This is a genomic window from Sinorhizobium alkalisoli (genome assembly GCF_008932245.1).
Lineage (GTDB): Bacteria > Pseudomonadota > Alphaproteobacteria > Rhizobiales > Rhizobiaceae > Sinorhizobium > Sinorhizobium alkalisoli.
In genome coordinates, this window is sequence record NZ_CP034910.1 from 1957046 (window position 1) to 1981775 (window position 24730).

The following is a 24730-nucleotide window of genomic DNA, read 5'->3' on the forward strand; positions in this document are numbered from 1 at the left end:
TCCATGGTTCGCATCCTGCTCGCCACAGGGAGACTCGACCTCCAGGAACTGGTGGAGAATGCTATCGGCGCAGATGGAGCGGCCATGCTTGTCGGGGTGGCGCGCAGCAATGCCGAAGTGGTCAGGCTGGCACGGGAGCTTTCGCCTGACATCGTGACCATGGAGTTGAGGCTCGGTGGGCAGGATAGCGATGCGGCGGTCCGGGAAATCATGACTTCAGCGCCGGCCCCGATCCTTTTGGTGTCGCGCGAAAACAGCGCGGCGCTCGGGGCGGTCTCCGCACGCGCACTGGAAGCGGGCGCGCTCGCCGTTATCCCGGCGCCGCCGGCGTTCGAAGCGCGCCCGGAAAGGGCGGCGGCGGAGAAATTCCTGGCGACGATCAGAGCGATGGCGCAGGTCAAGGTGGTGCGGCAGTGGCCGAGGAAGGGCGCCGCCCGCAGCGACGCGGGCAATGGCGACGGCGATCTTCCGGTAGGTGTCGTTGGGATTGCCGCGTCCACCGGCGGTCCGGCGGCGATCCGATCCATATTGATGCGTCTTCCGGCTGCCTTCCCGGCCCCAATCCTGATCGTTCAGCACATGTCCAACGGGTTCATAGATGGTGTCGCCGCCTCGCTCGACGCGAATGTCCCGTTGAGGGTCAAGATCGCGGCCGACAGGGAGCGGCTGCGGCCCGGGACAGCCTATCTCGCGCCGGATGGTTTCCAACTCGGCGTCTCCAGTCGATCACGCATCCGCGTTTCCGAGGATGCGCCGGTGGACGGCTTCAAGCCATCAGGTTCCTATCTCTTCGCCTCCATAGCGCGTGCCTTCAGGGCCCGGTCTCTTGCCGTTGTGCTGACGGGAATGGGAAGCGACGGCACGGAAGGTCTTCGGGCGCTGCGCAGGGCGGGCGGCAGGGTGATCGCCCAGGACGAGACGAGCTCCGTCGTTTTCGGTATGCCGAAGTCGGCGATCGGCGCAGGCGTCGTCGATCTAATACTGCCGCTCGAGGCCATAGGCGAGAAGATCATGGCCCTGGCGCAAGGCGAAGCGGACGGCTCATAGGCCGTGACGGTCTCATGCCCAGCAATTCAGAGCTACAGTGGCCGTCGCGCGTCTGATGAGACGCGCGACGCTATTACAAAAGCACAGGCGACTGCGGCGCCGCGGACGCTCGACCCTTGCGCGCGGCGCCGCAATCTGCCCTCCCCCGAATCATTGTACTCCGGCGATCTGAATGGCCGCCGGCGTGATGATCACGGCGAAGAGAACCGGCAGGAAGAACAGGATCATCGGCACCGTCAGCTTCGGCGGCAGCGCTGCCGCGCGCTTCTCCGCCTCGCTCATGCGCATATCGCGGTTCTCCTGCGCCATCACGCGCAGCGCCTGGCCGAGCGGGGTCCCGTATTTTTCCGCCTGGATCAGACTGGTCACGACGGCGCGCACGCCCTCGACGCCGGTCCTGAGCCCCAGGTTTTCGAAGGCCTGACGCCGGTCCTGCAGATAAGAAAGCTCGGCCGTCGTCAGAAGGACCTCTTCGGCGACTTCCGGCGATTGCGCGCCGACTTCCTCGCCAACCTTGCGGAGGGCGCTTTCAATGCCCATGCCGGATTCGACGGTAATCAGCAGCAGGTCCAGCGCGTCCGGCCAGGATCGGCGGATCGCCTGCTGCCGTTTGGCTGTCTTGTTCCTGATGAAGATCGCCGGGGCGAAATAGCCGACCGAGCCGACACCGGCAGCCATGGCGACAACCATGACCAAGTGCACATCCGGCCGGATGACGAGCAGGAGATAGAGGAGAGCGGCGGCGAAAATGACGAACGGCGCGATCAGCCTGACGGCAAGAAAGGTCGTCACCGCGGCCGAACCGCGATAGCCGGCCATGCTCAGCCTGCGGACGATCTCACCGTCCTCCGCCTGCCTGGCGAGGTTGAAGCGATCGACGATCGCCTTGTAGAAGCGCTTGGGTTCGGCCCGCAGGGAGACCTTGCTCTTTTCGGCGTTGAGGCGGGTACGCTCGCGCATGCGGATGCGTTCGCGCTCGCTCTCCACCTTGCGCATGCGTTCGGCAAGCGTATCGCGGAAGATATAGGGCCAGGAGATGGCAACGACGGCGGAGAAGGCGGCGAAGCCGGCCATTGTTGCGGAAAGCTGCTCCGGATCGGGGATGTGGGCGCCGAGATTCATGCCGGTTCCTCAAAAGTCGAAATTGATCATCTTGCGCATCACGAGAATGCCGATGCCCATCCACAGCGCGCAGCCGACAAGCACGATCTTTCCAGCAAGGGTCGTGAACAGCAGCGCCATGTAATCCGGGCTGGTCAGATACACCGCGCCGGCGACGAAGAACGGCAGCGCGCCGATAATGCCGGCGGAGGATTTGGCCTCCGCACTCATGGCCTTGATCTTGGCCTTCATCTTCTTGCGCTCGCGCAGCACCTTGGACAGATTTCCAAGCGCCTCCGAGAGGCTGCCGCCGGTGCGGCTTTGGATGGCAATGACGATGGCGAAGAAATTGGCCTCGGGGAGCGGGATGCGTTCGCTCATGCGCTGGACCGCTTCATCGACTGGAATGCCCAGCGTCTGGTCCTGCGCAATCGTCACGAATTCGCCCTTGACAGGCTCCTCGGCCTCGGCCGCGATCACCCGCAGGCAATCGGTCATCGGCAGACCTGCCTTCAAGCCCCGGACAATCACATCGACGGCGTTCGGGAACTCGTTGGCGAACCGCTTCAGCCGTGCCTTGCGCTTGCCGTTCACATAGAGATGCGGCAGGAAAAGGCCGCCCGCGAGTGCAAAGCCCGCAGTGGTCAAGGCGCCATATCCCGCGAGCAGCATCACTACATATGTCGCGAGGCCCGCGCCGCCCGAGACGAGCCAATAGGTTCTGGTCGACCAGTCGAGTCCGGCCTGGCGAAGCCTGACGGCGATTGTCGGCTTGCTGTTCTTGCGCGCGTTCGCCTTCTGCTTCTCTTCGATTTCGCGCAGCGTCTTTTCCACCGAGCGGCGACGGTCGCGGGCATCCTCATCGACAGCTTCCATCCGCCGTGCCTCTGCCCCGCCCGCCACGCGATCAAACCTCTGCCGGTAAGCGCCGGCCTTGGCGGCGCGCGGATAGAGCGCGGCCAGCATCAGGCCGCCAACGGAGGTCGACGCCAGCAAGAACACGACAATGGGAAACAGCGAAGAGCTCAGCATGTGACTTCAATCCATGATCTCTTGGGGCAAGCCGCCATTCTTCCGTTCTATGCCCAAGCAACGTGTGCGTCAGGCGGCCGCCTTTACCTCGGCGGCATCCAGCGCCCGGGCGAGCCGGGCTTCCTCGCCGTAATAGCGGGCGCGGTCCCAGAAGCCCGGGCGGCCGATACCGGTGGAGCGATGCTGCCCGATGATGTTGCCTTTCGCGTCCTCGCCGAGAATGTCGTAGACGAAGAGATCCTGCGTGGTGACCACATCGCCCTCCATGCCGAGCACTTCGGTGATGTGGGTGATGCGGCGCGAACCGTCGCGCAGCCGCGCCGCCTGGACGATCACGTCCACCGAGGAGACGAGCATTTCGCGGATCGCCTTCGCCGGCAGCGAATTTCCACCCATAGTGATCATCGCTTCGACACGCGATATCGCCTCGCGCGGCGAGTTGGCGTGGAGTGTGCCCATCGAGCCGTCATGGCCGGTATTCATCGCCTGAAGCAGGTCGAAGGCTTCCGGTCCGCGTACCTCGCCGACGATGATCCGCTCCGGGCGCATACGCAGGCAGTTCTTGACGAGACTGCGCATGGTGATCTCGCCCAGCCCTTCGATGTTCGGTGGCCGCGTTTCAAGCCGCACGACATGCGGCTGTTGGAGCTGAAGCTCGGCCGCATCCTCGCAGGTGATGATGCGCTCGCCATTGTCAATATAGCCCGTCAGGCAGTTGAGCAGCGTCGTCTTGCCGGAGCCGGTGCCGCCGGAAATGAGTACGTTGCAGCGCACGCGGCCGATGATCTTGAGGATCTCGGCGCCCTCCGGCGAGATCGAGCCGAACCGCACCAGCTGGTCGAGATTCAGCTTTTCCTTCTTGAACTTACGGATCGTCAGGCTGGGGCCATCGATCGCCAATGGCGGTGCTATGACGTTAACGCGCGAGCCGTCGGCGAGCCGCGCATCGCAGATCGGGCTTGCCTCGTCGACGCGGCGGCCGACCTGGCTGACGATGCGCTGGCAGATGTTCAAGAGCTGCTCGTTGTCGCGGAAGCGGATGCCGGTTTCCTGCACGCGCCCGCCGACCTCGATGAAGACCTGGCTGGCTCCGTTGACCATGATGTCGGCAATGTCGTCGCGCGCCAGAAGCGGCTCGAGCGGGCCATAACCCAGAATGTCGTTGCAGATGTCCTCGAGCAGCGCGTCCTGCTCGGACTTGGAAAGCCCGGCCTTCTTGGCCGCGACGATGTCGTCGACGATGACGCCGATTTCCCGACGCGCCTCTTCGCCGTCCATGTTCGACAGCGCGGCCACGTCGATTGTGGCGATCAGCGCGCTGAAGATTTCCTTCTTCAGGCCGTAATATTGTTGGGATTTTTCGGTCTTGGCAACAGCAGCAGGAGCGGCAGACTTTCGAATCTCGCTCACCGTAGGAACGGGGTGTGGTTCGCGCACGGCCTCAGGCTCAACCGCCGTTTCGATGACCTCCCGATCCAGTATGGACTTCTTGCCGAACATCGTCGTCGCTCTGTCTGTCGTTGAGGGTATTCGTCATCGATGGATGCGACAGCGGAAGGCAATGGAGCCTTCCGCTTCGCGGCCGACGGCTCGATTAGGTGATGTTGAGCGAAGTCGCTATCTTGTCGAACACGGCGGTTACGTCGGTGCCGACACTGGTCACCGCGGTGATGATGGCGACGGCGATCAGGCCGGCGATCAGGCCGTATTCGATAGCGGTGGCACCGGATTCGTTGCGGACGAAACGGACGAGAAGATTTTTCATGGGGTCGATCCTTCAAGTGGGTTGAGGTTGCGCCGACGTGAAGTGCGGCATCACAGGGCCGGGCCGGGTTCTGCCCTCGCTTCCCGCTTGCTGTGTGGCTTCCATATAGACTTTGTTAACCCTTTTGATCCATTCAGCCTGATGGCCGATACCGCTTCCGGATGAAATCGGCCTGTCGGTCTAGTCCGATCGACCAGCACGCGATTAATGCTATTCTACGTTGATCAGCCGGACGGATGATCCGTCCGTGTACTGGAATTGGAGTGGTCCGATGCGCATGGGCGTCAACTGGTCTGTTCTCGCCATGGCGGCGTTTGCCGCGATCGGTGCGGCTCACGCGGCGGAAGACCCACCCGCGGCCGCCGGCGCGCAAGGCGCCGTTCGACAGACGGAGGGCGTGGTCAAGGTCATCGTCGATTTTGCGAGGCCGCTGATGCTTGCCCGGCCGGCCAGCACCGTCATCATCGGCAATCCCGCCATCGCGCAAGCGACGCTCAGCGACGACAAGACCGTTGTCCTGACCGGCAAGACCCCGGGATCCACCAATCTGATCGTGATGGACGCCGATGGCGGCGAGGTCGCCAACCTCGTCGTCGACGTCGTCGCCGCCGGCGGCCGCCTGGTCACCGTGGACCAGGGCGATGGACGGGCGACCTATAGCTGCTCCGATCGCTGTGATCGGGTGCGACCTGGCGAGGCAAATCCGGCCCCATCTGCTCCGCCACCGCAAGTCATAGAGGGCGCCGGCTCGGCAGGCGCCGGCGAGCCATGACCGCCCCGCAATACGGGAGAGCGGTTATCCGATCGGGATCCGCCGCGACAGTCCAAGGCTGATGGGACTCTGCGCCAACCCGGGAAGCAGGAGCGTGAACGGATAGCGGATCGACAGCACGCGGAATGCGATGCCGTCCACGGTTTCCTTGCCGACGGCAATTTGCAGCAACTGCGGATCCCCGCTGTCGAAATGATCGCGCACCGCGCTTTCCAGCTTCGCCTGCGCTTCGCTGTCGGGCGCGTCTTTGGCCACCTGTCCGATGAGGACCCTGCGCGCTGCGATGTCGGCTGCGTAGGAGAGATCGTTCCGTACATAAAGCGCGCGGCCGAACTCGATGATCCCGAGCACCAGCAGAAGCAAGGGAAAACACACCAGCGCGAATTCGACCGCCGTCGCGCCCGACTGGCTCGCCCAGGCGCGACGAAGGACACGCGAACGTCGCGTCATCGCACCTGCACCTGCATCGCCGAACCGAGCTGAAAGGCTGGAAGCACCTCCGGCACGGACATCGGCCGATAGGCTTTCGTAGCCTCCAGTCGATAGAAGACGAGCTGAGCGGCCGCATTGGCGCAGGGCGCTGTCCCGCAGCCCGGCGCCACGTCAGGCGTGACATCGGCGTTTTCCGGGCAGGCGCAGTAGCGCTTCACCGGCGCCAGCATGACCGCGGTGGGCGTTGCGCTTTCGGCAAGGGTCGACCGCAGCACCTTGTCGACCTGTGCTGCGCCGGGATCTGCCATGGCGGCCTGCGCGCCGGCGCGCAGCACATGGTCGATCGTCATCCGCTCGAAGAGCGCAAGTCCGAGATCGGCCGCGGCCACGAGGCCAAGTGCTAAGACCGGAGCAATCAACGCAAATTCCACGGCGGAAACGCCCGCCTCGGCTGTTTTCAGCTCGCCCACCTTCCTGAGGAGGGTGGAACGGGGCTTCGGCGCACCGCGCGCGAAAACACGCTGTACCAAGGCCTTGAGGCCTGTTTTCTGGGTTCGTCGCTCGCCTCTGCCACCGACCTGACCGGCAAGCGCCGTCACGGCGCGGCCCGCCTTCGAGTCCGGTGCCTGCTCGATGACCGGCCGACCGTCATTTGCCGCCTTGCCGAAAAGCTGCGGATCGAAGGGAATGCATATGCTCTCATCGAGCTCTACTGCCGCGACGAAATCATTCGGCTTGATCTCGGCAAGCTTCGGGATCTCGATCTTGTTGAGCACGAGCCGCGGCGGCGGATCATTCGGCCGCGCCTTCCTCAGAAAGTCGATCAGGTTCTTCGCGTTGCGCATGCTGGCGAGATCCGGCGTCGCGGTGACCACGATCTCGTCGGCCTCCAGGAGGATCTTCCGTGTCCATGGCGCCCAGCTATGCGGCAGGTCGACCACGATGTGCCAGGAACTTGAGCGAGCGACCTCCAGAAGACGATCGACATCCTCTTCCTTCGGCGTGAAGGGCTGGCTGAAGTCGGCGCTCGCCGGAAGGAGATACAGGCGATCCGCATAAGGCACTGCCAGACGCCGCAATAGCACGTCGTCGAGGCGCTTGGTACCATCGAGCACGTCGGCCATGCCTTGCGGCCCCTCCACGTCGAAGTTCAGGCCGAGCGTGCCGGATTGGAGGTCGAGATCGGCCACAAGTACGTCGGCATCGACGCGCTTCGACATAGCGAGCGCCACGTTATGCGCGACCGTGGAGGAGCCTGTTCCCCCCTTTGCCCCGACGAAGGCGACGATGCGCCCGAGCTTCTCTCCGCCCGGGTCGCGGAAGCAGCGATGCACCGAAGCGACGAACTCCATCGGCGCCAGAGGCAGGACGAGATAGTCGCTGACGCCGGCGTCCATGAGCTTCTTATAGAGGCCGACATCGTTGGAGCGACCGATGACGATGACCTTGGTGCCGGTAATGCACTCCATGGCTAAAGCATCGAGCGCGGCCATCAGCCGGGCTTCGTCGTCATGGCTCTCGACGACCACGAGGTTCGGCGAGGTGACGCCGCCATAAAGGGCGGCCGCGTCCTCTATGCCTCCTTTCTTGATCGCTACGGTGGCACGGGCCATGCGGCGGTCGCTCGCTGCTGCGCGGATCGCCTCAGTCACCTCTTCCGACCGGCAGAAGACGGCGATCTCCACCTTGGGAACAGGCGTGACCGAGGGCCCGACCGCCGCTTGCGACATATCGTAGGTTTGGTTTCCGAGCTGTTTCATCTGTCCGAGATTTCCCTGAAATCGATCAACCGCATATTTCCTTGAGCCAAAGCCAGGCACAAAACGTGCTGCAAATTCAATAGGCTACGGCGACATTCTGCGCATCTGAGGAGGCGCGCGGCGCGGCCGCGCGGGATGGGACCTCAATTATCGACGTTTGCCCGCCGCTGACGAAGCGCACCACGCCCCTCCGGTTTCCGTCCGTTTCGATGAGCGGCGGCTCGTGATTGTCGGTAACCGCACGGAGCGCCAGCGAAACCGTGCCGGAGGCTTCCGCAGCCGCGATGGTCGCAATCTGTTGCGGGTCCACTTCGAGCGTCGCGGTCTTTCCAACGACGGAGGTGCCGTCGGCCCCTTCCGAGACGGTCTGGTCGACCGCGAGCACGCGGATGTTGGAAAGGATGGCCCGGCTGATGATCTTGCTGTCCCCGCCGGATGGGTCCTGGCGGGCGACCGTGTGGATGACGTCCACATGGTCGTTGGGCAGGATGAAGCCGCCGGCGGTGCTTTCCGCCGTTACGCGGACGGCGATCGCCCGCTTTCCTGATGGCAGCATGCTGGAGAGAAAACCGGCGCCGTGATCAGCGAGCTTGTCGTCACGGATCGGCTCCCCCGTGACGAAGCCGCTCTGGGTAAACTTGCCCTTGAACGCTTCGATCGCATCCGGGCGTGAACTGCGGCTGATGAACACCGGCGGGATCTCGCCCTCCCATGTCTGCCACCGCAGGCTGGTCTCCTCTACGACCGCGCCGCGTGCCAGCTCGGCAGCGGCGACGAGCACCTCCTCGCGTGGCGCCTGCGGGATCTCGACGGCGGCGGCCGGCGGCTGGTCCGCTACGCCGAGCGCGAGCCACGAGGCAGCACCGCCGGAAAGGAGCGCGATCAGGAGAATGGCAACACGGATCATCAGCTTACCTCGTTCATGTGTCGTTTCGTGCGCAGTGTCAGAGCAGGGCCGAGAACCAATGGCTCTGCGGCAGCAAGAGCAAGGCCGCTGGCGCTATGGCCGCCCCATAGGGAATGCCGGTTTCGCGCGCGTGCAGTCGGCTCGACCAGGCGCGTTTCTTCAGGGCGATCGGCAGGGGCACCCGGCGGAACTGAATGAGCGCAACCGTCAGGGCGGCGCCGATCACCGAAACGTGGAGGAGAAAGGGCAACGCAAGGTCCGCGCCAAGCCAGAGCACGGCCATGGGCAAAAGCTTCGCGTCACCTCCGCCGATCCAGCCGAAGGCGAAGAAGGTGAAGGTGCAGACGAGCACGCCGGAGGCGACGAGGACACTTGAGGAAATGGTGGTGAGGTCGACCCCGGCGGCCGGTGCAAGGACCGCGTAGGCGACTGCCAGCACACCCACCAGTCGGTTCGATATCGTCATTGTCGCCACGTCCCGGACACCGGCATAGGTCACCAGTCCGGCAAAGAGGAAGAAGGCGAGCCAAGCTGCGGACGTGGAGATCATCTTTTATCCTTTCGCGAGGGCCCGAGGGCCGGTTTGAAGGCCTGCGAAATGTGCCGATTCAACAGCGAAATCACCATTCGGCCTGATGGCCTAGACCGAAGCTTGAGTTCGGGCCGCAACGAAGCCCCGAAGCGAACTAGACCGACCGACCGAATCGCAAGAGCTGGCGCACCGGGATATATCGTCCCTCCAACGACACTCGGGATTTCCGCGAATGAACGACACTCTAGAAGACAAGAAACAATCTGCCTGTCTTCCGCGTCGGTGGCGCAGGGACGAGCGCGGCACGGTGGCGGTGATCGCCGCAATCAGCTTTCCGGTTCTCGTCGGCGCCATGGGACTTGGTGCGGAAACCGGATATTGGTATCTGAAACACCGCAAGCTCCAGCACGCTGCCGACGTGTCGGCGCATGCGGCTGCGGTGCGCCTGCGTGCCGGAGATGGAAAACCGGCGCTCGAGGCCACGGCCAAACTCATCGCCTCCCAGAGCGGTTACTCGCCGACGGCCGGTACCCTGGCGATAGGCCCATCTTCGTCACCGAAGGCAAGTGCGGGAACACAAGACAGGCTCGAAGTCGTGCTGACGGAAACGCGGCCGCGGCTGTTTTCCTCGATTTTCTCCAAGGAACCCATCACGATGAAGGCCCGTGCGGTTGCCCAGGTCGAGGGTGGTTCGGTTGCCTGTGTGCTTGCGCTGTCGCAGACGAAATCGGGCGCCGTGACTGTCTCCGGGTCGACTTCGGTCGACGTGACGGGCTGCGATGTGGCTTCGAATTCGGACGCGGCCAATTCATTCCTCATGTCCGGCTCCGGCTCCATGAAGGCCGACTGCGTCCATGCGGTCGGTGGGGCCGTGACGACGGCGGGCTTGACGTTGAGCAAATGCGAAAAGGTTCACGAAAACGCGCCGGTGAGCATGGATCCCTATGCGAGCGTAGCCGAGCCCTATCCCTGGCCTGGCTTCGCCTGCGACGCTTCTGGCACCAAGAACATCGGCAACCCGGGCCAAAAGACGCTCGTGGGAACGACCCAGACGCACCCCAGCGGGGTCAGGGTCAAATGCTTTCCGAACGGACTTGATATCAAGGGAACGGTCGAATTCGAACCCGGCCTCTATATCATACTGAGCGGCACCTTCTCCGCGAACGGCGGCAACGTGACTTCGACCTCCGCCGCGCGAGTTCAGGTCGGCCCCCCGGTAAACGGGTATGACGGCGTTACCTTTTTCCTTGCGAACGATGCTCGGCTGGATCTTAGAGGAAACGTCACGGTCGATCTGAAGGCTCCGACCTCGGGACCTTATTCCGGAATTCTCTTTTTCGGCAGCCGCAGCCAGACGGGCGTCAGCCATGTCATCAACGGCACTTCGAGCTCAGTCTTGACCGGCGCGCTCTACACACCAGCGTCGTCGATCGAATACAAGGGCAATTCGGCGACGACGAGCGGATGTACGCAACTGATCGCGGACACGATCACCTTCACCGGCAATTCGACGATGCAGTCGGCCTGTGACAAGGCGGGTACCAGGAAGCTCCTGGCAGACCAGACCGTGAAGCTGATCGAGTAGGACGGCTTCGCAAAGTCGTGTGCAAGCGCCTGCCCTGCCGCATTCTATGCCGGGATTTGTCAAAGGAAACCACCATGGCTCACGCCGAAGATCGCCAAGTGGCGAGAAGGAAATCTCTCAAACGCGCCCGTCTGATACGTGAAGGCAGCGGAGGCATAGGCATCGAGTGCCTAGTCGTGGACATCAATTCACGGGGAGCACGCCTGCGATTCGGTGCTCCGGTTGCTGCCGGGCCAGAGGTCCAACTGCTCTTCATTCCGGAACATGTAACTGCTTCCGCATGGGTTGTCTGGCAAAACGGCTCGGAGATCGGCGTGGAATTCACGCGGCCGCTGCCATGGCTCCGCAATCTCGACATGAGCAATCCCGTGAGCAGGCATCCGCGCGAGAAACCTGCCGGTCGATGACGCGACGAAGCGCTCATCCAAGCGCAGGGGCGATCAGAATCTGGTGCTCCCAAGCGAGCGATAAAAAATCATTTGGGGAAAGCGGAACCTTCCACGCTTCGGCCGGTTCGGAGCGAACCGTGATCACGGTGCAACAAAAAGGAAGGATATCAACATGAGAAGGATTCACCTGCTGGTTGGCGCAGTCTCCATGGCCATGGCCTCGGCCGCCATTGCTCAGGACAGCTCCGGCTCGGCGTCCGGCGCCGCCTCGGGAACCGCTGCCACCAGCACCGATATGTTGCAGATGACGCAGGCCGAAAGGGACGCGACGGCAGATTGGACAGGCCCGATCGCGGACGCGCTGTTTACCGATCAATCCAAGACGTCGCTGCGTAGCGAAGCGGAAATCCGGTCCAACTGGTCTCAACTCTCGGCAGAGCAGCAAAGCCAAGTGAAGGAGGACTGCAATACCGTCCAAAGTGCATCGGCAGACACGAGCACGACGACAGGCACGACCACGCCGTCGGGCGACACGACAGCAAGCACCACCACCGACACGACGACCGGCGGCGCTGCAGGCTCGACCTCGGGCGAGACTACAGCCAGCACGGCTACCGGATCATCCTCCGGCACCGCCGACACATCGGCATCGACGAGTGCAGGGGGCGTGATGTCAGTCGCGCAGCTCTGCAATATCGTCCGCAACATGTAGTCCTGACGAAACTGGTGCGGGAGCTGAGCTCCCGCACCAGTTCGAGACGGGTATGGCCGAAAGCCACACCCGAAGTGAGTTCGTCGATCAAACCAGATCGAAGCGATCGGCGTTCATCACCTTGGTCCAGGCCGCGACGAAATCCTTCACGAACTTCTCCTTTGCGTCGGACTGGGCATAGACCTCCGCCAAGGCGCGAAGCTGCGAATGCGAACCGAAGATCAGGTCGACGCGGGTACCGGTCCACTTGACTTCGTCGGTGTTGCGGTCGCGGCCCTCGTAGACGCCCTCCTGGCCGGCAACGGGAGACCACTTCGTGCTCATGTCGAGCAGGTTGACGAAGAAATCGTTCGTCAACGCTTCGGGACGCGACGTGAAGACGCCGTGTTCCGGCTCGCCCGCCTTCAGCACGCGCAGTCCGCCGACGAGAACCGTCATTTCCGGCGCGGTCAGCGTCAACAAATGCGCGCGGTCCACCAGGGCCTCTTCCGGATTCATGAATTGCCGGCGGCTGCTCACATAATTGCGGAATCCGTCGGCACGGGGCTCCAGCGCTGCAAACGAAGCGGCATCGGTCTGTGCTTCGGAGGCATCCATGCGACCAGGCGTGAACGGCACGACTATGTCGTGACCGCCGGCCTTCGCCGCCTTCTCGACACCGGCAGCGCCCGCAAGCACGATCAGGTCGGCAAGTGAGATCTTCTTGCCACCGCTCTGGGTGGCGTTGAAGTCCTTCCGGACGCCTTCGAGAACTGCGAGCACCTTGGCAAGCTGCGCCGGCCGGTTGACCTCCCAATCCTTCTGCGGTGCGAGACGGATGCGCGCACCATTGGCGCCACCGCGCTTGTCGGAACCGCGGAAGGTCGAGGCGGACGCCCAGGCGGTGGAAACCAGTTCCTGCACCGTGAGGCCGGACGCGAGAACCGTGGCCTTGAGAGCGGCGACGTCCTTCCCGTCGACCAGCGGGTGATCGACGGCCGGAATGACGTCCTGCCAGATCAGGTCTTCGGCCGGTACCTCGGGGCCGAGATAACGGACCTTGGGACCCATGTCGCGGTGGGTCAGCTTGAACCAGGCGCGGGCAAAGGCGTCGGCGAACTGATCCGGATTTTCGAGGAAGCGGCGCGAGATCTTCTCATAGATCGGATCGAAGCGGAGCGACAGGTCCGTGGTCAACATGGTCGGAACACGCTTCTTCGATGCGTCAAAGGCGTCCGGGATAGAGGCCTCGGCATTCTTCGCCTTCCATTGATAGGCGCCGGCAGGGCTCTTGGTCAGTTCCCACTCATGATTGAACAGGTTTTCGAAAAAGTAGTTGCTCCACCGGGTCGGCGTCTGCGACCAGATCACTTCCGGTCCGCCCGTTATCGCATCCGCGCCAACGCCGGTGCGGAACGTGCTCTTCCAACCAAGCCCCTGATCTTCGAGTGCGCCGCCTTCCGGATCTGGGCCGATGAAGGACGGATCCCCGGCACCATGGGTCTTGCCGAAGGTGTGGCCGCCGGCGATCAGCGCCACGGTCTCTTCGTCGTTCATCGCCATGCGGGCGAATGTCTCCCGGATGTCGCGGGCGGCCGCGACCGGGTCCGGATTGCCGTTCGGGCCCTCCGGGTTGACATAAATGAGCCCCATCTGCACGGCGGCGAGCGGATCGTCCAGTTCCCGTTCGCCGCTATAGCGCTCATCGCCCAGCCAGGTGCCTTCCGGTCCCCAGTAGAGTTCCTCCGGCTCCCACACATCGGCACGGCCGCCGGCGAAACCGAAGGTCTTGAAGCCCATGGATTCCAGCGCGACGTTGCCGGTGAGGATCATCAGATCCGCCCAGGAAATCCGGTTGCCGTATTTCTGCTTGATCGGCCACAGCAGACGCCGGGCCTTGTCGAGGTTGGCGTTGTCCGGCCAGCTGTTGAGCGGCGCGAAACGCTGCTGGCCCTGACCGGCACCGCCGCGGCCATCGGTGATGCGATAGGTGCCGGCGCTGTGCCAGGCCATGCGAATAAACAGGCCGCCATAGTGACCGAAGTCGGCCGGCCACCAGTCCTGCGAATCCGTCATCAGCGCATGAAGATCTTTCTTCAGCGCGTCGAGATCGAGTTTCTTGAACTCTTCCGCGTAGCTGAACTCCTTGCCCAGGGGGTCGGCGAGACCGGATTGGTTATGAAGAACTTGGACGTTCAGTTGGTTCGGCCACCAGTCGCGATTCGATCTGCCTCTACCCCTTTGGCCGTGCGCGACGGGACATTTGCTCGCGTTTTCGGTTTCCTTGTCCATGATATTCTCCTGTTGCTCCATATGTCTGCCATTCAAAGGAGGAACACTTCTATCGTCCGCACGGGTCTGGCCGCGCAGTGAGACGCAGTACCGTCAATTGCGGAGATATGGGGCATCGATACGCCTCCTCCCCTGCCATCGTCATATCGGAAGCAGGTGATAGAATTAAGTTGGATTTACCAATCGTCGCGATAACCCGAGATTATCGTAGCCGGGCGCGTGACCTCCCCTTCGTAGGGCCAAGGGAAAGGCTTTGAATCGGCGCTCCTTCGCGCTGGAAAGCCCAGGGGGCCCGGCCTCGGTCTATGGATCCCACGCTTTCGCCAGCGGCGCAATCGGCAATCCGATCAGGTCAATCGCACGCGCCGCCAGGTGGTCGACGACATCATCGATGCTCTTCGGACGATGATAAAGGGCCGGTACAGGCGGCATCACGATCGCGCCCATCTCGGTAACGGCGGTCATATTGCGCAGATGACCGAGATTGAGCGGCGTCTCGCGGGCCATCAGCACCAATCGCCGCCGTTCCTTGAGATGCACGTCCGCCGCTCGCACGAGGAGATTGTCGGCGAGACCGGCCGCGATCGCTGCCAGCGTGCGCATCGAACAGGGAGCGACGATCATCCCGGCCGTCGGAAAGGAGCCGCTCGCCGGCGCCGCCCCGATATCCTCCGCCGGGTGATTCCGATGGGACAGCATCAGCAGGCGGTGCAGAGCATCCGGCCCGACCTCGTGCAGCAGCGTGCGCCGGGCCGCGTTCGAAACGATAAGGTGCGTTTCGACCGCCGGGATTTCCGAAAGCCGCTCGACGGTCCTCACCGCAAGCGCAGCGCCGGACGCACCCGAAATGCCGACGATGACCCGCGTCTTGTTCATAGTCGTTCCCCCAAGCCCAATTCCGTCCAGAACTGATCGACCCGAGCGACGACTTCCGCCGGCATCGCGAGAACGCGGCCCCACTCGCGTTGCGTCTCGGCGCCGATCTTGCCGGTCGCATCGAGACCGAGCTTGCCGCCGAGCCCAGGCTTCGGCGAGGCGAAGTCGAGGTAGTCGATCGGCGTGTCATGGAGAATGGTCACGTCACGACTGGCGTCGAAGCGGGTCGAAAGCGCCCAAATGACATCCGCCCAGTTTCTGACGTCGACATCCGGATCGACGGCAATGATGAGCTTAGTGTAGTTGAACTGGGGCAGCATCGACCACAGCCCCATCATGATGCGCTTCGCCTGCCCCGGATAACGCTTGTCGAGCGAAACGACCATCGCTCGATAGGAGCACGCCTCCGGCGGCAGGTGGAGATCGGCGATCTCCGGAAACTGCCGTTTCGCGAGCGGCAGAAAGAGTTCGTTCATCGCCTCGCCGAGCTTCGACGGCTCATCGGGTGGACGGCCAGTGAAGGTGGAGAGATAGAAGGGGCGGCGCCGCATGGTAATCACCGAGAGCGTCATGACCGGAAAGCGCTCGACGGAATTGTAATAACCCGTATGGTCGCCATAGGGCCCCTCATCGGCCGTCTCCTCGGCGGAAACGACCCCTTCGAGAACGATCTCGGCCGTTGCGGGGACGGCGAGCGGCACGGTCATCGCCGGGGCGATCTGCGGCCGTTCAGCCTTCAGCAATCCTGCGAAATTCAGTTCGCTCATGCCTTCCGGCAGCGGCATGACGGAGGCCAGGATCGTTGCCGGATCCGCGCCGATGGCGACGGCGACCGGCATGTCCTTGCCGCACTGTTTCCAGAGGCGATGGTGCCGGGCGCCGCCCCGGTGCGCCAGCCAGCGCAGGAGGAGGCGATCAGGGCCGAGCACCTGCATGCGATAAATGCCGACATTGACGTCGCTGGGGTCGTCAGGCGCCCGCGTGATCACGAGCGGCCATGTGATAAGCGGCGCCGGCTCGCCCGGCCAGCACGACTGGATCGGCAGGCGCGACAGGTCCGCTTCCGGTCCGCGCCAAACGACGTCCTGCACCGGTGGCCGCGCCATGCTGCGCGGGCGCATCGCGAGCGCCGCTTTCAAAAGCGGCAGCTTGCCCCAGGCGTCCTTGAGCGATTGTGGAGAACGCGGTTCGCGCAGTTCCGACAGCCTGTCGGCGAGTTGCGGCAAGCCGCCGGGAGCCAGACCGAGACCCCATTCGATCCGCTCGCGCGTGCCGAAGAGATTGGCGAGCAGCGGTATATCGCAGACGCGGCCCGAGGCATCCACCGGTCGCTCGAAAAGCAGCGCAGGCCCCTCTGCCAGAAGAACCCGCCGATGAATTTCCGTCACCTCATGCACAAGCGAAACGGGTCTCGCGATGCGCTTCAGGCGACCGTGCCGCTCCAGCATTGCGGCGAAGTCCTGGAGCCCGGCAAAACGGCGAATGGTGGGGTCTGCGCGATTCATGCGAGCGTCTCTCGCCCACGAAAAGGCTTCTGTCTTTGCTCTAGCTCAAATTGTGCCGCGGCGCTTGTCGCTAGGGTCCCGCCGAAACCCAAATCATCATTTCGCAGAGGCGAGAGATATGGAGTTCCCGCGTCCGCTGGCCGCACCCCTCGTCGTCCTGCCGATCGCGCTCATGCAAAGCGCGGTGCGGCTCATGTTCAAAAGCCTGCTCAAGCGACATCCCATGCTCTTTGAAAGGCTCGGGGAACACAAAGGCAAGCGATATGCCTTCCGCCCAACCGACCTGCCTCTCGTCTTCCTGGTGGAGCCGGCTCGCCCCGCGATTTCGCTGATGCGCGAGCCCGCCGATCCGCGAGCGGACGCCGTGGTCGAAGGTCCGCTCTTTCGACTGCTCGCCCTTCTCGAAGGGCGCTGCGACGCCGACGCCCTTTTCTTCTCGCGCGAACTCACTGTCGTCGGCGATATGGAAGCAATGCTTGCATTGAGAAATGCGCTAGATGGCATGGCGATCGACCTGCCGCGCGATCTCGGCGACGCCGCCGGCCCACTGGCCCCGGTCGCCAGCCGCATGGCAGCCGCAATCCGCCGCCGTGCGCTCTCGGGGGAGACTGGCTCATGGAGTTGATCTGTCCGGCTGGCACACCGGCCGCCTTTCAGGAGGCGGTCGATGCCGGCGCCGATGCGGTCTATTGCGGCTTCAGGGACGAGACGAATGCGCGCAATTTCCCCGGCCTCAACTTCTCGCGCGAGGAATTGCGCGAGTCGATCGCCTATGCCCGGCGAAAGGGGACCAAGACCTTCGTGGCCCTCAACACGTTCATGCGCGCCGGCCACGAGATCCTCTGGTATCAGGCCGCCGCCGATGCGGTCCGGCTCGGCGCGGATGCCCTTATCCTGGCCGATCTCGGCCTGATGGCCCATGTCGCCGAGACCTATCCCGAGCAGCGGCTTCACGTCTCGGTGCAGGCCGCGGCGTCGACCCCGGATGCGGTGAACTTCCTGGTCGAGGCCTTCGGTGCCAAGCGCATCGTCCTGCCGCGCACGCTGACGATCTCCGACATCGCGCGGCTCGCCCGACAGATTCGCTGCGAAATCGAGGTGTTCGTCTTCGGCGGGCTGTGCGTCATGGCGGAGGGGCGCTGCTCGCTCTCCTCCTATGCCACGGGCAAGTCGCCCAATATGAACGGGGTCTGTTCACCGGCAAGCCACGTGCGCTACCGCCAGGACGGCGGCGATCTCGTCTCCGAACTCGGCGCCTACACGATCAATCGCTTCCCTGGTGATGAGCCGGCCGGCTATCCAACGCTCTGCAAGGGCCGGTTCGATATCGCCGACGTACGCGGCTACGCCTTCGAGGACCCGGTCTCGCTCGATGTCATGGACCAGATCGACGCCCTGCGCGAGGCGGGCGTCAGCGCACTCAAGATCGAAGGCAGGCAGCGCGGCAAGGCCTACGTCGCCGAAGTGGTCGCGACATTGCGTCGGGCGATTGATGCGAAGCCGGACGAGCGCCGAGCTCTGCTCGCCCGGCTCAGGCTGTTGAGTGAAGGCCAGCGCACCACGCGCGGCGCCTATGAGAAACGCTGGAGGTAGATGCCGATGAACGCCACCACTCCCACGCTCACACTCGGTCCGGTCCTTTATCTCTGGGACAGCGAGAAATGGCGGGACTTCTACTTTCGCGTGGCCGACGAGGCCCCGGTCAGTGACGTGGTGATTGGCGAGACCATCTGCTCTAAGCGGCTACACTTCACCGAGCCCTATCTCGTCTCCGTCATCGAACGACTGGAGGCTGCGGGAAAGCGCGTCGTCCTGTCGACCCTGGCCCTCGTGACGCTCGAACGGGAGAGCCAGTACGTCCGCGCGCTCACCGCCGAAAGCGCCTATCCCCTTGAGGCGAACGACGTTTCGGCACTCGCCTTGCTCAAAGGAAGGCCGCATTCCGTCGGGCCGCTCGTCAACGTCTACAATGCGGCAACCGCCCAGCTGCTGGCAAGGAGGGGCGCGACGAACATCTGCCTGCCGCCGGAACTTCCGGCCGCATCGGCCTTCGCAATCGCTTCCGAAACGCCCTGTACCGTTTTCGAAGTCTTCGCCTTCGGGCGGTTGCCGCTCGCGATTTCGGCGCGCTGCGCCCATGCTCGCGCCAAGGGGCACATCAAGGACAATTGCCAGTTCGTCTGCGGAGAGGATCCGGACGGTCTGCCGCTGAAGACACTCGACGGGCAATCTTTCCTCACGCTCAACGGCGTGCAGACGGTCTCCTTTACCTGCCAGGCCCTGCTCCCCGAACTGGAGGAGCTTGCCGAACGCGGCATTGCGCGCTTCCGCCTTTCGCCGCAGAACTGCGACATGGTGGCGGTTGCCCGCCTTCACGACGACGTTCTCTCAGGTCGCATGGACGCCAACGACGGTGTTGCAAGGCTACGAAAAATCTATCCGGATGCACCGCTCTCCAATGGCTTCCATCATGGACAGGAAGGCGCTGCCTGGGTCGCCCGCGCCCGCAACATCGAGCATCGGGCGAGCGCATGAGCGGGGCGCCTGCTTGATCCACCATCATGGTCCCCATCCGCATCGCAGTGCGCTGGCGACATAGGGCCGGCGCTCAACCGCGTACGCAACATTATTCTCGCCGCCGCGCTCGATTGCGACTGCCGTGCCCGGGTCGAGGAGGCGCTCGCCCCGCTCTAGCAGCTCGAGCGGCACCGGGAAAACCGGCGGCGAATTCTCATGATCCAAGACCGGCAAAGTACCATCGCCGCGCTCCTGGAACTGCTTCCGGATTTGAGCGCCATTGACGCGAGAGAGCCCGATGGCGGCGTGATCGAGGAGGCGAGCCTGCTTTTCGCCGACATTGCTTCTGCCGCCAACACGGGCGCGCAAATCCTCGGCGAAATGCTCCGGGCCGAAGCACCACCCTGCGCCACGGCGCCCGGAGGATCGTGATCGCAATGCCAACGCGTTGGTGTCGCAGCCCGCCGGCCGCTATTTGACGGTCGGGAGCGCTTTGCCGATCTCTATTCCGCTGCTTCGCGGGGCAGGAATTCGGGTTCCGTGGGCGCGAGCGCCTTGACGAGCGCCACGATCCTCCGGCGCACCTGTGCATCGCTCAGCCGAGCAAAGGCGCGGTTGAGCGCAACGCCCTCCTCCGTCGCCAGGAACTGCAACATCTCGTCGCTCGAGGCAATTGCCGGATCCTGCTGGCTATCCCTTGTCCCTTCGGGACCGCCTTCGAAGAAATAGGAAATCGTGACGCCGAGCACCTCTGCCGCCCGCTGGAGCCGGCTGGCACCCACGCGGTTGAGGCCCTTTTCGTACTTCTGAACCTGTTGGAAGCTTACGTCGAGCGCTTCGCCGAGCTTGGTCTGGCTCCAATCCAACGCCAGCCTGCGCAAACGGATGCGGTTGCCGACGTGGATGTCGATTGCGCGCGGTTCTTTCTTATTCGGTCGCCCCTGCATTATTACCTCGTTTGACGGTTTCGAGCTCAATGCTCGAGACACAAATGGCAAATGGAAAGCCTCCCCAGACGACCGGATTCAGTACAACCCGTCGAGGCGAGACTAGTTTTTCAACTTTAAATCACGCCTCTCTTGAATATGTCGGACTGGAAATAAATGACATACGAAAATAACCTGGCGCCTATCCGGTAAGCGCATGTCATATCCCGAAGACGTCACTATTCCGATCGAGCGATAGTAACACCGGTGAGCGCCAATGCTCCCTGCCGCGCCACCGGACTTGTCGCGCTGATCGAGAATCATCACGGGTCGGCCGCCGAATCGTGCGTCCCATCTTCGCCGGACCACCCATGAACCTCGCCGCTCATGAGGCTCGTCGTGTCCTCGGTCGCAGCGCAGCCCACACCAATGCCGTGCAATATTAACGAATGCATTTTGTCGCCGCTGCCCGCGGCTTTTGCCAATTCCGGCTGTTTGTTGCGCGTTGCGGATAGGACCTACACCAAAGGATAGTTTACGGCCGAACTAATATACGCTTATTTCGTATGACAATTTCGGCCGCAGGGGATGCCGGCTGAAGGGAGGTGGCGTGAGTCCAATGTCCATTTCGGCGGCTTGCCATCCGGAGCGCTCATGTAGAGAGCTCTTCTTTTCATCGGTGCTCGAATGAGGTACGTCAATCAACGCTTCGGGTTCCGGATCGTCGAGGCAGGCGCCGACGAGATGACGGAACGTTATGAAAGGACGCTGTCGCCCGCCAGGGTTGAGCCCTTGGAGAAGAGCGGACGGATCCTGGTGGAGGACCGGCACTATGAGTCCGGACCTTTCAGCATCTGGTCCGGCAAGTGTCATTCCGGCATGCGCGTGAGCTTTTCTGAGCCACCGGAGCTCTATGTCCTTTATCTTCCCGTCGCGAGCGCACTGGCGGTGGATGTCGGCAGAAGGCAGCTGATCTCCATCCCCGGGACGGCGATGGTCGGCAACGTAGGTTGTTTCGACAAGCTTACGTTTTACGAAAGCCGGGGCCACATAGGCATTGCTTTCGAGAAGGCGGCGATGGTCGGCCAATTGAGCCAAATGCTCGATTCCCCCATTCTGGACGACATCGACATGTGTGCCACGATCGACATGTCATCGCCGGCCGGTTCGCGGCTCGCGTCTCTCGGTAACCTGCTCTGGAATTGCTTCGACACCGAGGACGACGACCGGGTCTCTTCGAGCGCCACCTCCCACCTCTTCCGGGCGGCCATGGCCATGATTCTGGAATCCGTGCCGCACAACTACAGCGCGCGATTGAGTCGGCCAATCTCTCCCGCTATGCCGCGTAATCTCAAGCGGGCGATCGAATATATGGTTGCCAATATTTCGCAGGCCATGACCGTCGCCGATATTGCCCGGGAGGCCGGGACGAGCGTGCGGGCTCTGCAGGCGGCTTTCCAACAGTTCAAAGGGGCCACCCCTCTCGGTTATCTGCGCCAGATGCGGCTCGAGGGCGCGCACAAGACACTTGCCGACGCCGGCAACTCGCTCTCGATTGCGCAGGTCGCGCGTGCCTGGGGCTTCACACACATGGGCCGGTTTTCCGCGATCTATCATGATGCCTTTGGCCAAACACCGTCCGAGACGGCCAAGCAGCACAATGTGCGGGGACTCGGGACCTCGTCGCACAGAGCAAGGGGCTGAAAGACGCGCGGTTCCGTCGCCGAACGGGCGGACTGCTTCGCCTCCTGCCATCACTGCCAATCCAAGCGAAATGGCATTTTCCCGCGTGATCTGGATATCCCTGCGTCATTCGGCCAGAGGAAGTGACCCCTAATTTACCCATGAATAATGTTTTGCCGTGAACCATCCGTTCGCGAAGAAACATTATTGGGCAAAAATTCATGCGTCTTGGTTTCGGCTTTTTGCGGCAGTTCGGCGGGCGAACTGCGGCAGTCCTCAGCGACAGGAGCGGCAACGTTGCCATTACCGTGGCGGTCTGTCTCGTGCCGCTGATGCTCGCGGTGGGCGCCGGCCTGGACTATACGCGCGCCTACAATGTCCAGAGCAAGATGCAGTCGGATCTCGACGCCGCGCTGGTCGCCGCCATCAAGCAGGTCGACGACTACGATGAAGACAAACTAATCGAAAAGATCGAGCAGTGGTTCGAAGCCCAGTCCGATCGCAGCGGTTCCACCTACGACCTCACCGACATCACGGTGGACAAGGACGGGCATACGATCAGGGCCTCCGCCAGCGGCACGGTACCCACGACCCTGATGACCCTGGCGAATATCAAGAGCGTCCCCGTCGGCGTCGTCAGCGCCATCGAAGGACCCGCAACCTCCTATCTCGAGGTTTATATCGTCCTCGACAAATCGCCCTCGATGCTGCTGGCGGCTACGTCCGAAGGACAGGCGCAATTGCGCGCCGACCCCAACATAAACTGCGAATTCGCCTGCCACAGCGCGGGCGACCCCGTCAAAAAGAACAAGACGGGCCCGGAGATCGCCAAGACCTACTACGACTACATCAAGAGCCTCGGCGTGAAGCTTCGCACCGACGTCGCACTCGATGCGGTCGAAGAGGTGCTCGACATGATCGACAAGGCTGATGAAGACCACAAGCGCATCAAGGTGGGCCTCTATGCCCTCGGCGAAACGACCTCCCAGGTCCTCGCTCCGACCTATTCGACCAATGCCGCGCGAAAGAAGCTCTCCGACGACAGCAGCGGCCTCACCAGCGCGACATCAACGACGGCCACATATTTTCAGGTCGCCTTGAAAACACTTAGGAACATGGTTGGAACAGCAGGCGATGGAACCTCTGCCAGTTCGCCACTCAAGCTAGTACTTCTACTGACGGACGGAGTCCAATCTGAGCGCAACTGGGTACTCACCACGCAACATCGCGGGAGGGTGACACCCCTCAATCCCGCGTGGTGTGACTATTTGAAGAACAATGGCGCAACCTTGGCAGTTCTCTACACAGAATACCTCGCAATCCCGCAGGATTGGGGATATAACGCAACCCTCGCGCAGACGATGAACAGCAGCGATTGGACATCACTCTGGGGCGGCAAGTTGCGTAGCGGTGTCAGCAGCGGCACCAGCCGCCACGACTATATCCCTGTCGCGCTGCAGGACTGCGCCTCCTCGGCCAACCTCTATATCCCGGCCGCGTCCGAAGAAGACATCGCCGCCGGGCTCTCCACACTGTTCACTCAGTACCTTACTTCGGTTCGACTCACCCAATGAGAAGGCGTCCAACCATGCACCTTCTGAGTCGCCTGCTGCACGACAGAGAGGGAGTCGCTGCGATCGAGTTTGCGCTGGTGGCGCTGCCTCTCTTCATCCTCATCTTCGGCATTCTCGAACTCGGCGCGATCTTCTTTATCGACTCGGCGCTTGACGCTTCGGTGCACAAGTCCGCGCGATTGATCAGAACGGGCCAAGCGACCGAGGGCAAAATGGGCATTTCCGGATTCAAGGCGGAGATCTGCAGCAATCTCGCCTATGTGCTCAACTGCGAGAAGAACCTCCTCGTCGCCGTGAACACGGTGACCGACGCTACGTCCAGCGGGGCGATGAAAACCATTGGCAATAGCGGCACGGTAACAATAACCGAGAACTTCGATATCGGCCGCGGCAGCGACTACGTTCTCGTTCAGGCCTTCCTGCCCTGGTCTCCGATCGTCAACCTCTATGCGCTTTCGAGTCGCACGCTTGCCGACGGCAGCTACCTGCTCGGCGCTTCCGCTTTGCTCCGCAACGAACCGTTTTGAGGACGCCGGATGAAATCCCCCAGACCTTCCGCCATCCTGTTCAAGCGCTTTCGCAAGGGCCGCGAGGGCGCGGCGGGAATCGAGTTCGCAATGCTGCTGCCGCTCATGCTGTTGCTGCTTGCCGGCCTCGTCGATCTCGGACAGGGGCTGACGGTTCGCCGCAAGGTTGCTCAGGTCTCAACGACGACCAGCGAAATCATTGCCATGCAGAGCACTTGGACCAAGGCGAGCGTCAGTACCATCCTTTCGGGCGTCAGTTCCATCCTGCAGCCCTATGAGGTGGGCGATTTGACCATCCTCTTATGCGTCGTCGACATCGCCAACAACGGCAAAGCGACCGTCAATTGGTCGGCCGCCTACGGCACGCAACCGCTTTCCGCGGGCGAGGAGTCTCCGGTAGAAGTGCCGAAGAAGCTGAAGGAGAAGGGCGTCCAAATGGTCGTGACCCGCGTCCAGTACAAGCTCGATACGATCTTCTCCGGTTTGTTCGAGAGCTTCACCGGTGGCGGCGCCTACCACTATGATCAGCACTTCTTCATTCGCCCGAGAAATGGCGATACCATCACATATGGCTAGAGGAGCTTCTGAAGCTATCCAGATTGCTGGTCGCGGTCCCCGCCCTTTCGGTAACCTCAGCCAGGGTGCAATCGCTATTGTGCGCCCAGCGTATAGGAATTTCGCATAGCGGATACGAGACCAACCGCAAGGCGGTAGCCCAAGACGGACGGAACAGCTTACAGTCTCTGCGTGGGTGCAAGGCAGCCTCGGGCATGATGCCCTGGGTTATCGTGCCAGCGGCTCCGGCCGCTGGCACGTT

At 62.7% G+C, this 24730-nt stretch carries 25 protein-coding genes; 13 read left to right on the plus strand and 12 right to left on the minus strand.

All coding sequences use genetic code 11. From position 1 onward, the window contains the following. Positions 1 to 3 precede the first annotated feature (3 nt). Positions 4 to 1047 (plus strand): chemotaxis protein CheB, encoded by a 1044-nt coding sequence (locus EKH55_RS26900; protein WP_151613840.1) that lies wholly within the window; start codon positions 4 to 6, stop codon positions 1045 to 1047. Between the two features lie 150 nt (positions 1048 to 1197). Here EKH55_RS26900 and EKH55_RS26905 read toward each other — a convergent pair whose 3' ends face one another. The 4 genes from EKH55_RS26905 to EKH55_RS26920 form a co-directional block, all read right to left on the minus strand. After that, a complete protein-coding gene (locus EKH55_RS26905) occupies positions 1198 to 2169 on the minus strand; it encodes a type II secretion system F family protein (RefSeq protein WP_151613841.1) in 972 nt (323 codons plus the stop codon). A gap of 9 nt (positions 2170 to 2178) precedes the next feature. After that, complete coding sequence (locus EKH55_RS26910; protein ID WP_151613842.1) at positions 2179 to 3180, minus strand: type II secretion system F family protein; 1002 nt, start codon at positions 3178 to 3180, stop codon at positions 2179 to 2181. Positions 3181 to 3249: 69 nt separating this feature from the next. Then, positions 3250 to 4680, minus strand: a complete 1431-nt coding sequence (locus EKH55_RS26915) for a TadA family conjugal transfer-associated ATPase (RefSeq protein WP_069456922.1) — start codon at positions 4678 to 4680, stop codon at positions 3250 to 3252. A 94-nt stretch (positions 4681 to 4774) separates the two neighbouring features. Continuing rightward, entirely contained in the window at positions 4775 to 4945 is a 171-nt protein-coding gene (locus EKH55_RS26920; RefSeq protein WP_151613843.1) for a Flp family type IVb pilin, read from the minus strand. 271 nt (positions 4946 to 5216) lie between these two features. Between EKH55_RS26920 and EKH55_RS26925 the strand changes: the two genes are divergently transcribed. Beyond that, positions 5217 to 5717 carry a pilus assembly protein N-terminal domain-containing protein gene (locus EKH55_RS26925; RefSeq protein WP_069456924.1) on the plus strand — a complete coding sequence of 167 codons (501 nt, stop codon included), beginning with the start codon at positions 5217 to 5219 and terminating at the stop codon, positions 5715 to 5717. 24 nt (positions 5718 to 5741) lie between these two features. On the opposite strand, the gene EKH55_RS26930 is transcribed toward EKH55_RS26925, so the two are convergent. The 4 genes from EKH55_RS26930 to EKH55_RS26945 all read right to left on the minus strand — a co-directional run bounded on the left by EKH55_RS26930 (position 5742) and on the right by EKH55_RS26945 (position 9366). Continuing rightward, positions 5742 to 6167: a TadE/TadG family type IV pilus assembly protein gene (locus tag EKH55_RS26930; RefSeq protein WP_069456925.1), complete on the minus strand. Its 426-nt coding sequence runs from the start codon at positions 6165 to 6167 to the stop codon at positions 5742 to 5744. Further along, the gene (locus tag EKH55_RS26935) at positions 6164 to 7909 is read right to left on the minus strand and encodes an AAA family ATPase (RefSeq protein WP_151613844.1); all 1746 of its coding nucleotides are present in this window, start codon (positions 7907 to 7909) and stop codon (positions 6164 to 6166) included. Before EKH55_RS26935 ends, EKH55_RS26930 begins: the two co-directional genes overlap by 4 nt. Before the next feature lie 76 nt (positions 7910 to 7985). Next, positions 7986 to 8816 (minus strand): Flp pilus assembly protein CpaB, encoded by an 831-nt coding sequence (gene cpaB / locus EKH55_RS26940; RefSeq protein ID WP_151613845.1) that lies wholly within the window; start codon positions 8814 to 8816, stop codon positions 7986 to 7988. A 37-nt stretch (positions 8817 to 8853) separates the two neighbouring features. Next, a complete protein-coding gene (locus EKH55_RS26945) occupies positions 8854 to 9366 on the minus strand; it encodes an A24 family peptidase (RefSeq protein WP_069456928.1) in 513 nt (170 codons plus the stop codon). 214 nt (positions 9367 to 9580) lie between these two features. On the opposite strand from EKH55_RS26945, the gene EKH55_RS26950 reads away from it, so the two are divergent. The 3 genes from EKH55_RS26950 (at position 9581) to EKH55_RS26960 (ending at position 12034) form a co-directional block, all read left to right on the plus strand. After that, complete coding sequence (locus EKH55_RS26950; RefSeq protein WP_151613846.1) at positions 9581 to 10933, plus strand: pilus assembly protein TadG-related protein; 1353 nt, start codon at positions 9581 to 9583, stop codon at positions 10931 to 10933. A 74-nt stretch (positions 10934 to 11007) separates the two neighbouring features. Then, positions 11008 to 11340, plus strand: coding sequence for a PilZ domain-containing protein (locus EKH55_RS26955; protein ID WP_151613847.1), 333 nt, complete (start codon positions 11008 to 11010; stop codon positions 11338 to 11340). Positions 11341 to 11494: 154 nt separating this feature from the next. Then, positions 11495 to 12034 carry a hypothetical protein gene (locus tag EKH55_RS26960; RefSeq protein ID WP_151613848.1) on the plus strand — a complete coding sequence of 180 codons (540 nt, stop codon included), beginning with the start codon at positions 11495 to 11497 and terminating at the stop codon, positions 12032 to 12034. Positions 12035 to 12121: 87 nt separating this feature from the next. Here the strand turns inward: EKH55_RS26960 and katG are convergent, their stop codons facing one another. From katG to EKH55_RS26975, 3 genes are all read right to left on the minus strand, one after another. After that, positions 12122 to 14305 (minus strand): catalase/peroxidase HPI, encoded by a 2184-nt coding sequence (katG, locus tag EKH55_RS26965; RefSeq protein WP_151613849.1) that lies wholly within the window; start codon positions 14303 to 14305, stop codon positions 12122 to 12124. Positions 14306 to 14608: 303 nt separating this feature from the next. Further along, positions 14609 to 15181 carry a UbiX family flavin prenyltransferase gene (locus EKH55_RS26970; RefSeq protein WP_151613850.1) on the minus strand — a complete coding sequence of 191 codons (573 nt, stop codon included), beginning with the start codon at positions 15179 to 15181 and terminating at the stop codon, positions 14609 to 14611. Further along, complete coding sequence (locus tag EKH55_RS26975; RefSeq protein WP_151613851.1) at positions 15178 to 16686, minus strand: UbiD family decarboxylase; 1509 nt, start codon at positions 16684 to 16686, stop codon at positions 15178 to 15180. The genes EKH55_RS26970 and EKH55_RS26975 overlap by 4 nt, the downstream gene beginning before the upstream one ends. Positions 16687 to 16804: 118 nt before the next feature. Between EKH55_RS26975 and ubiT the strand changes: the two genes are divergently transcribed. The 4 genes from ubiT (at position 16805) to EKH55_RS26995 (ending at position 19635) form a co-directional block, all read left to right on the plus strand. Further along, entirely contained in the window at positions 16805 to 17311 is a 507-nt protein-coding gene (gene ubiT, locus EKH55_RS26980; RefSeq protein WP_151613852.1) for a ubiquinone anaerobic biosynthesis accessory factor UbiT, read from the plus strand. Next, a complete protein-coding gene (gene ubiU / locus EKH55_RS26985) occupies positions 17302 to 18279 on the plus strand; it encodes a ubiquinone anaerobic biosynthesis protein UbiU (RefSeq protein ID WP_151613853.1) in 978 nt (325 codons plus the stop codon). Before ubiT ends, ubiU begins: the two co-directional genes overlap by 10 nt. Continuing rightward, positions 18280 to 19221 (plus strand): ubiquinone anaerobic biosynthesis protein UbiV, encoded by a 942-nt coding sequence (gene ubiV / locus EKH55_RS26990; RefSeq protein ID WP_427915856.1) that lies wholly within the window; start codon positions 18280 to 18282, stop codon positions 19219 to 19221. A gap of 198 nt (positions 19222 to 19419) precedes the next feature. Beyond that, positions 19420 to 19635, plus strand: a complete 216-nt coding sequence (locus EKH55_RS26995) for a hypothetical protein (protein ID WP_151613855.1) — start codon at positions 19420 to 19422, stop codon at positions 19633 to 19635. Positions 19636 to 19706: 71 nt separating this feature from the next. On the opposite strand, the gene EKH55_RS27000 is transcribed toward EKH55_RS26995, so the two are convergent. Next, complete coding sequence (locus tag EKH55_RS27000) at positions 19707 to 20150, minus strand: helix-turn-helix domain-containing protein (RefSeq protein ID WP_151613856.1); 444 nt, start codon at positions 20148 to 20150, stop codon at positions 19707 to 19709. 666 nt (positions 20151 to 20816) lie between these two features. Between EKH55_RS27000 and EKH55_RS27005 the strand changes: the two genes are divergently transcribed. The 4 genes from EKH55_RS27005 to EKH55_RS27020 all read left to right on the plus strand — a co-directional run bounded on the left by EKH55_RS27005 (position 20817) and on the right by EKH55_RS27020 (position 24489). Then, entirely contained in the window at positions 20817 to 21833 is a 1017-nt protein-coding gene (locus EKH55_RS27005) for an AraC family transcriptional regulator (RefSeq protein ID WP_151613857.1), read from the plus strand. 200 nt (positions 21834 to 22033) lie between these two features. After that, positions 22034 to 23386, plus strand: a complete 1353-nt coding sequence (locus EKH55_RS27010) for a TadE/TadG family type IV pilus assembly protein (RefSeq protein ID WP_151613858.1) — start codon at positions 22034 to 22036, stop codon at positions 23384 to 23386. Next, positions 23383 to 23913 carry a TadE/TadG family type IV pilus assembly protein gene (locus tag EKH55_RS27015; protein ID WP_151613859.1) on the plus strand — a complete coding sequence of 177 codons (531 nt, stop codon included), beginning with the start codon at positions 23383 to 23385 and terminating at the stop codon, positions 23911 to 23913. The genes EKH55_RS27010 and EKH55_RS27015 overlap by 4 nt, the downstream gene beginning before the upstream one ends. Before the next feature lie 9 nt (positions 23914 to 23922). Then, the gene (locus EKH55_RS27020) at positions 23923 to 24489 is read left to right on the plus strand and encodes a TadE/TadG family type IV pilus assembly protein (RefSeq protein ID WP_069461139.1); all 567 of its coding nucleotides are present in this window, start codon (positions 23923 to 23925) and stop codon (positions 24487 to 24489) included. Positions 24490 to 24730: the final 241 nt, after the last annotated feature.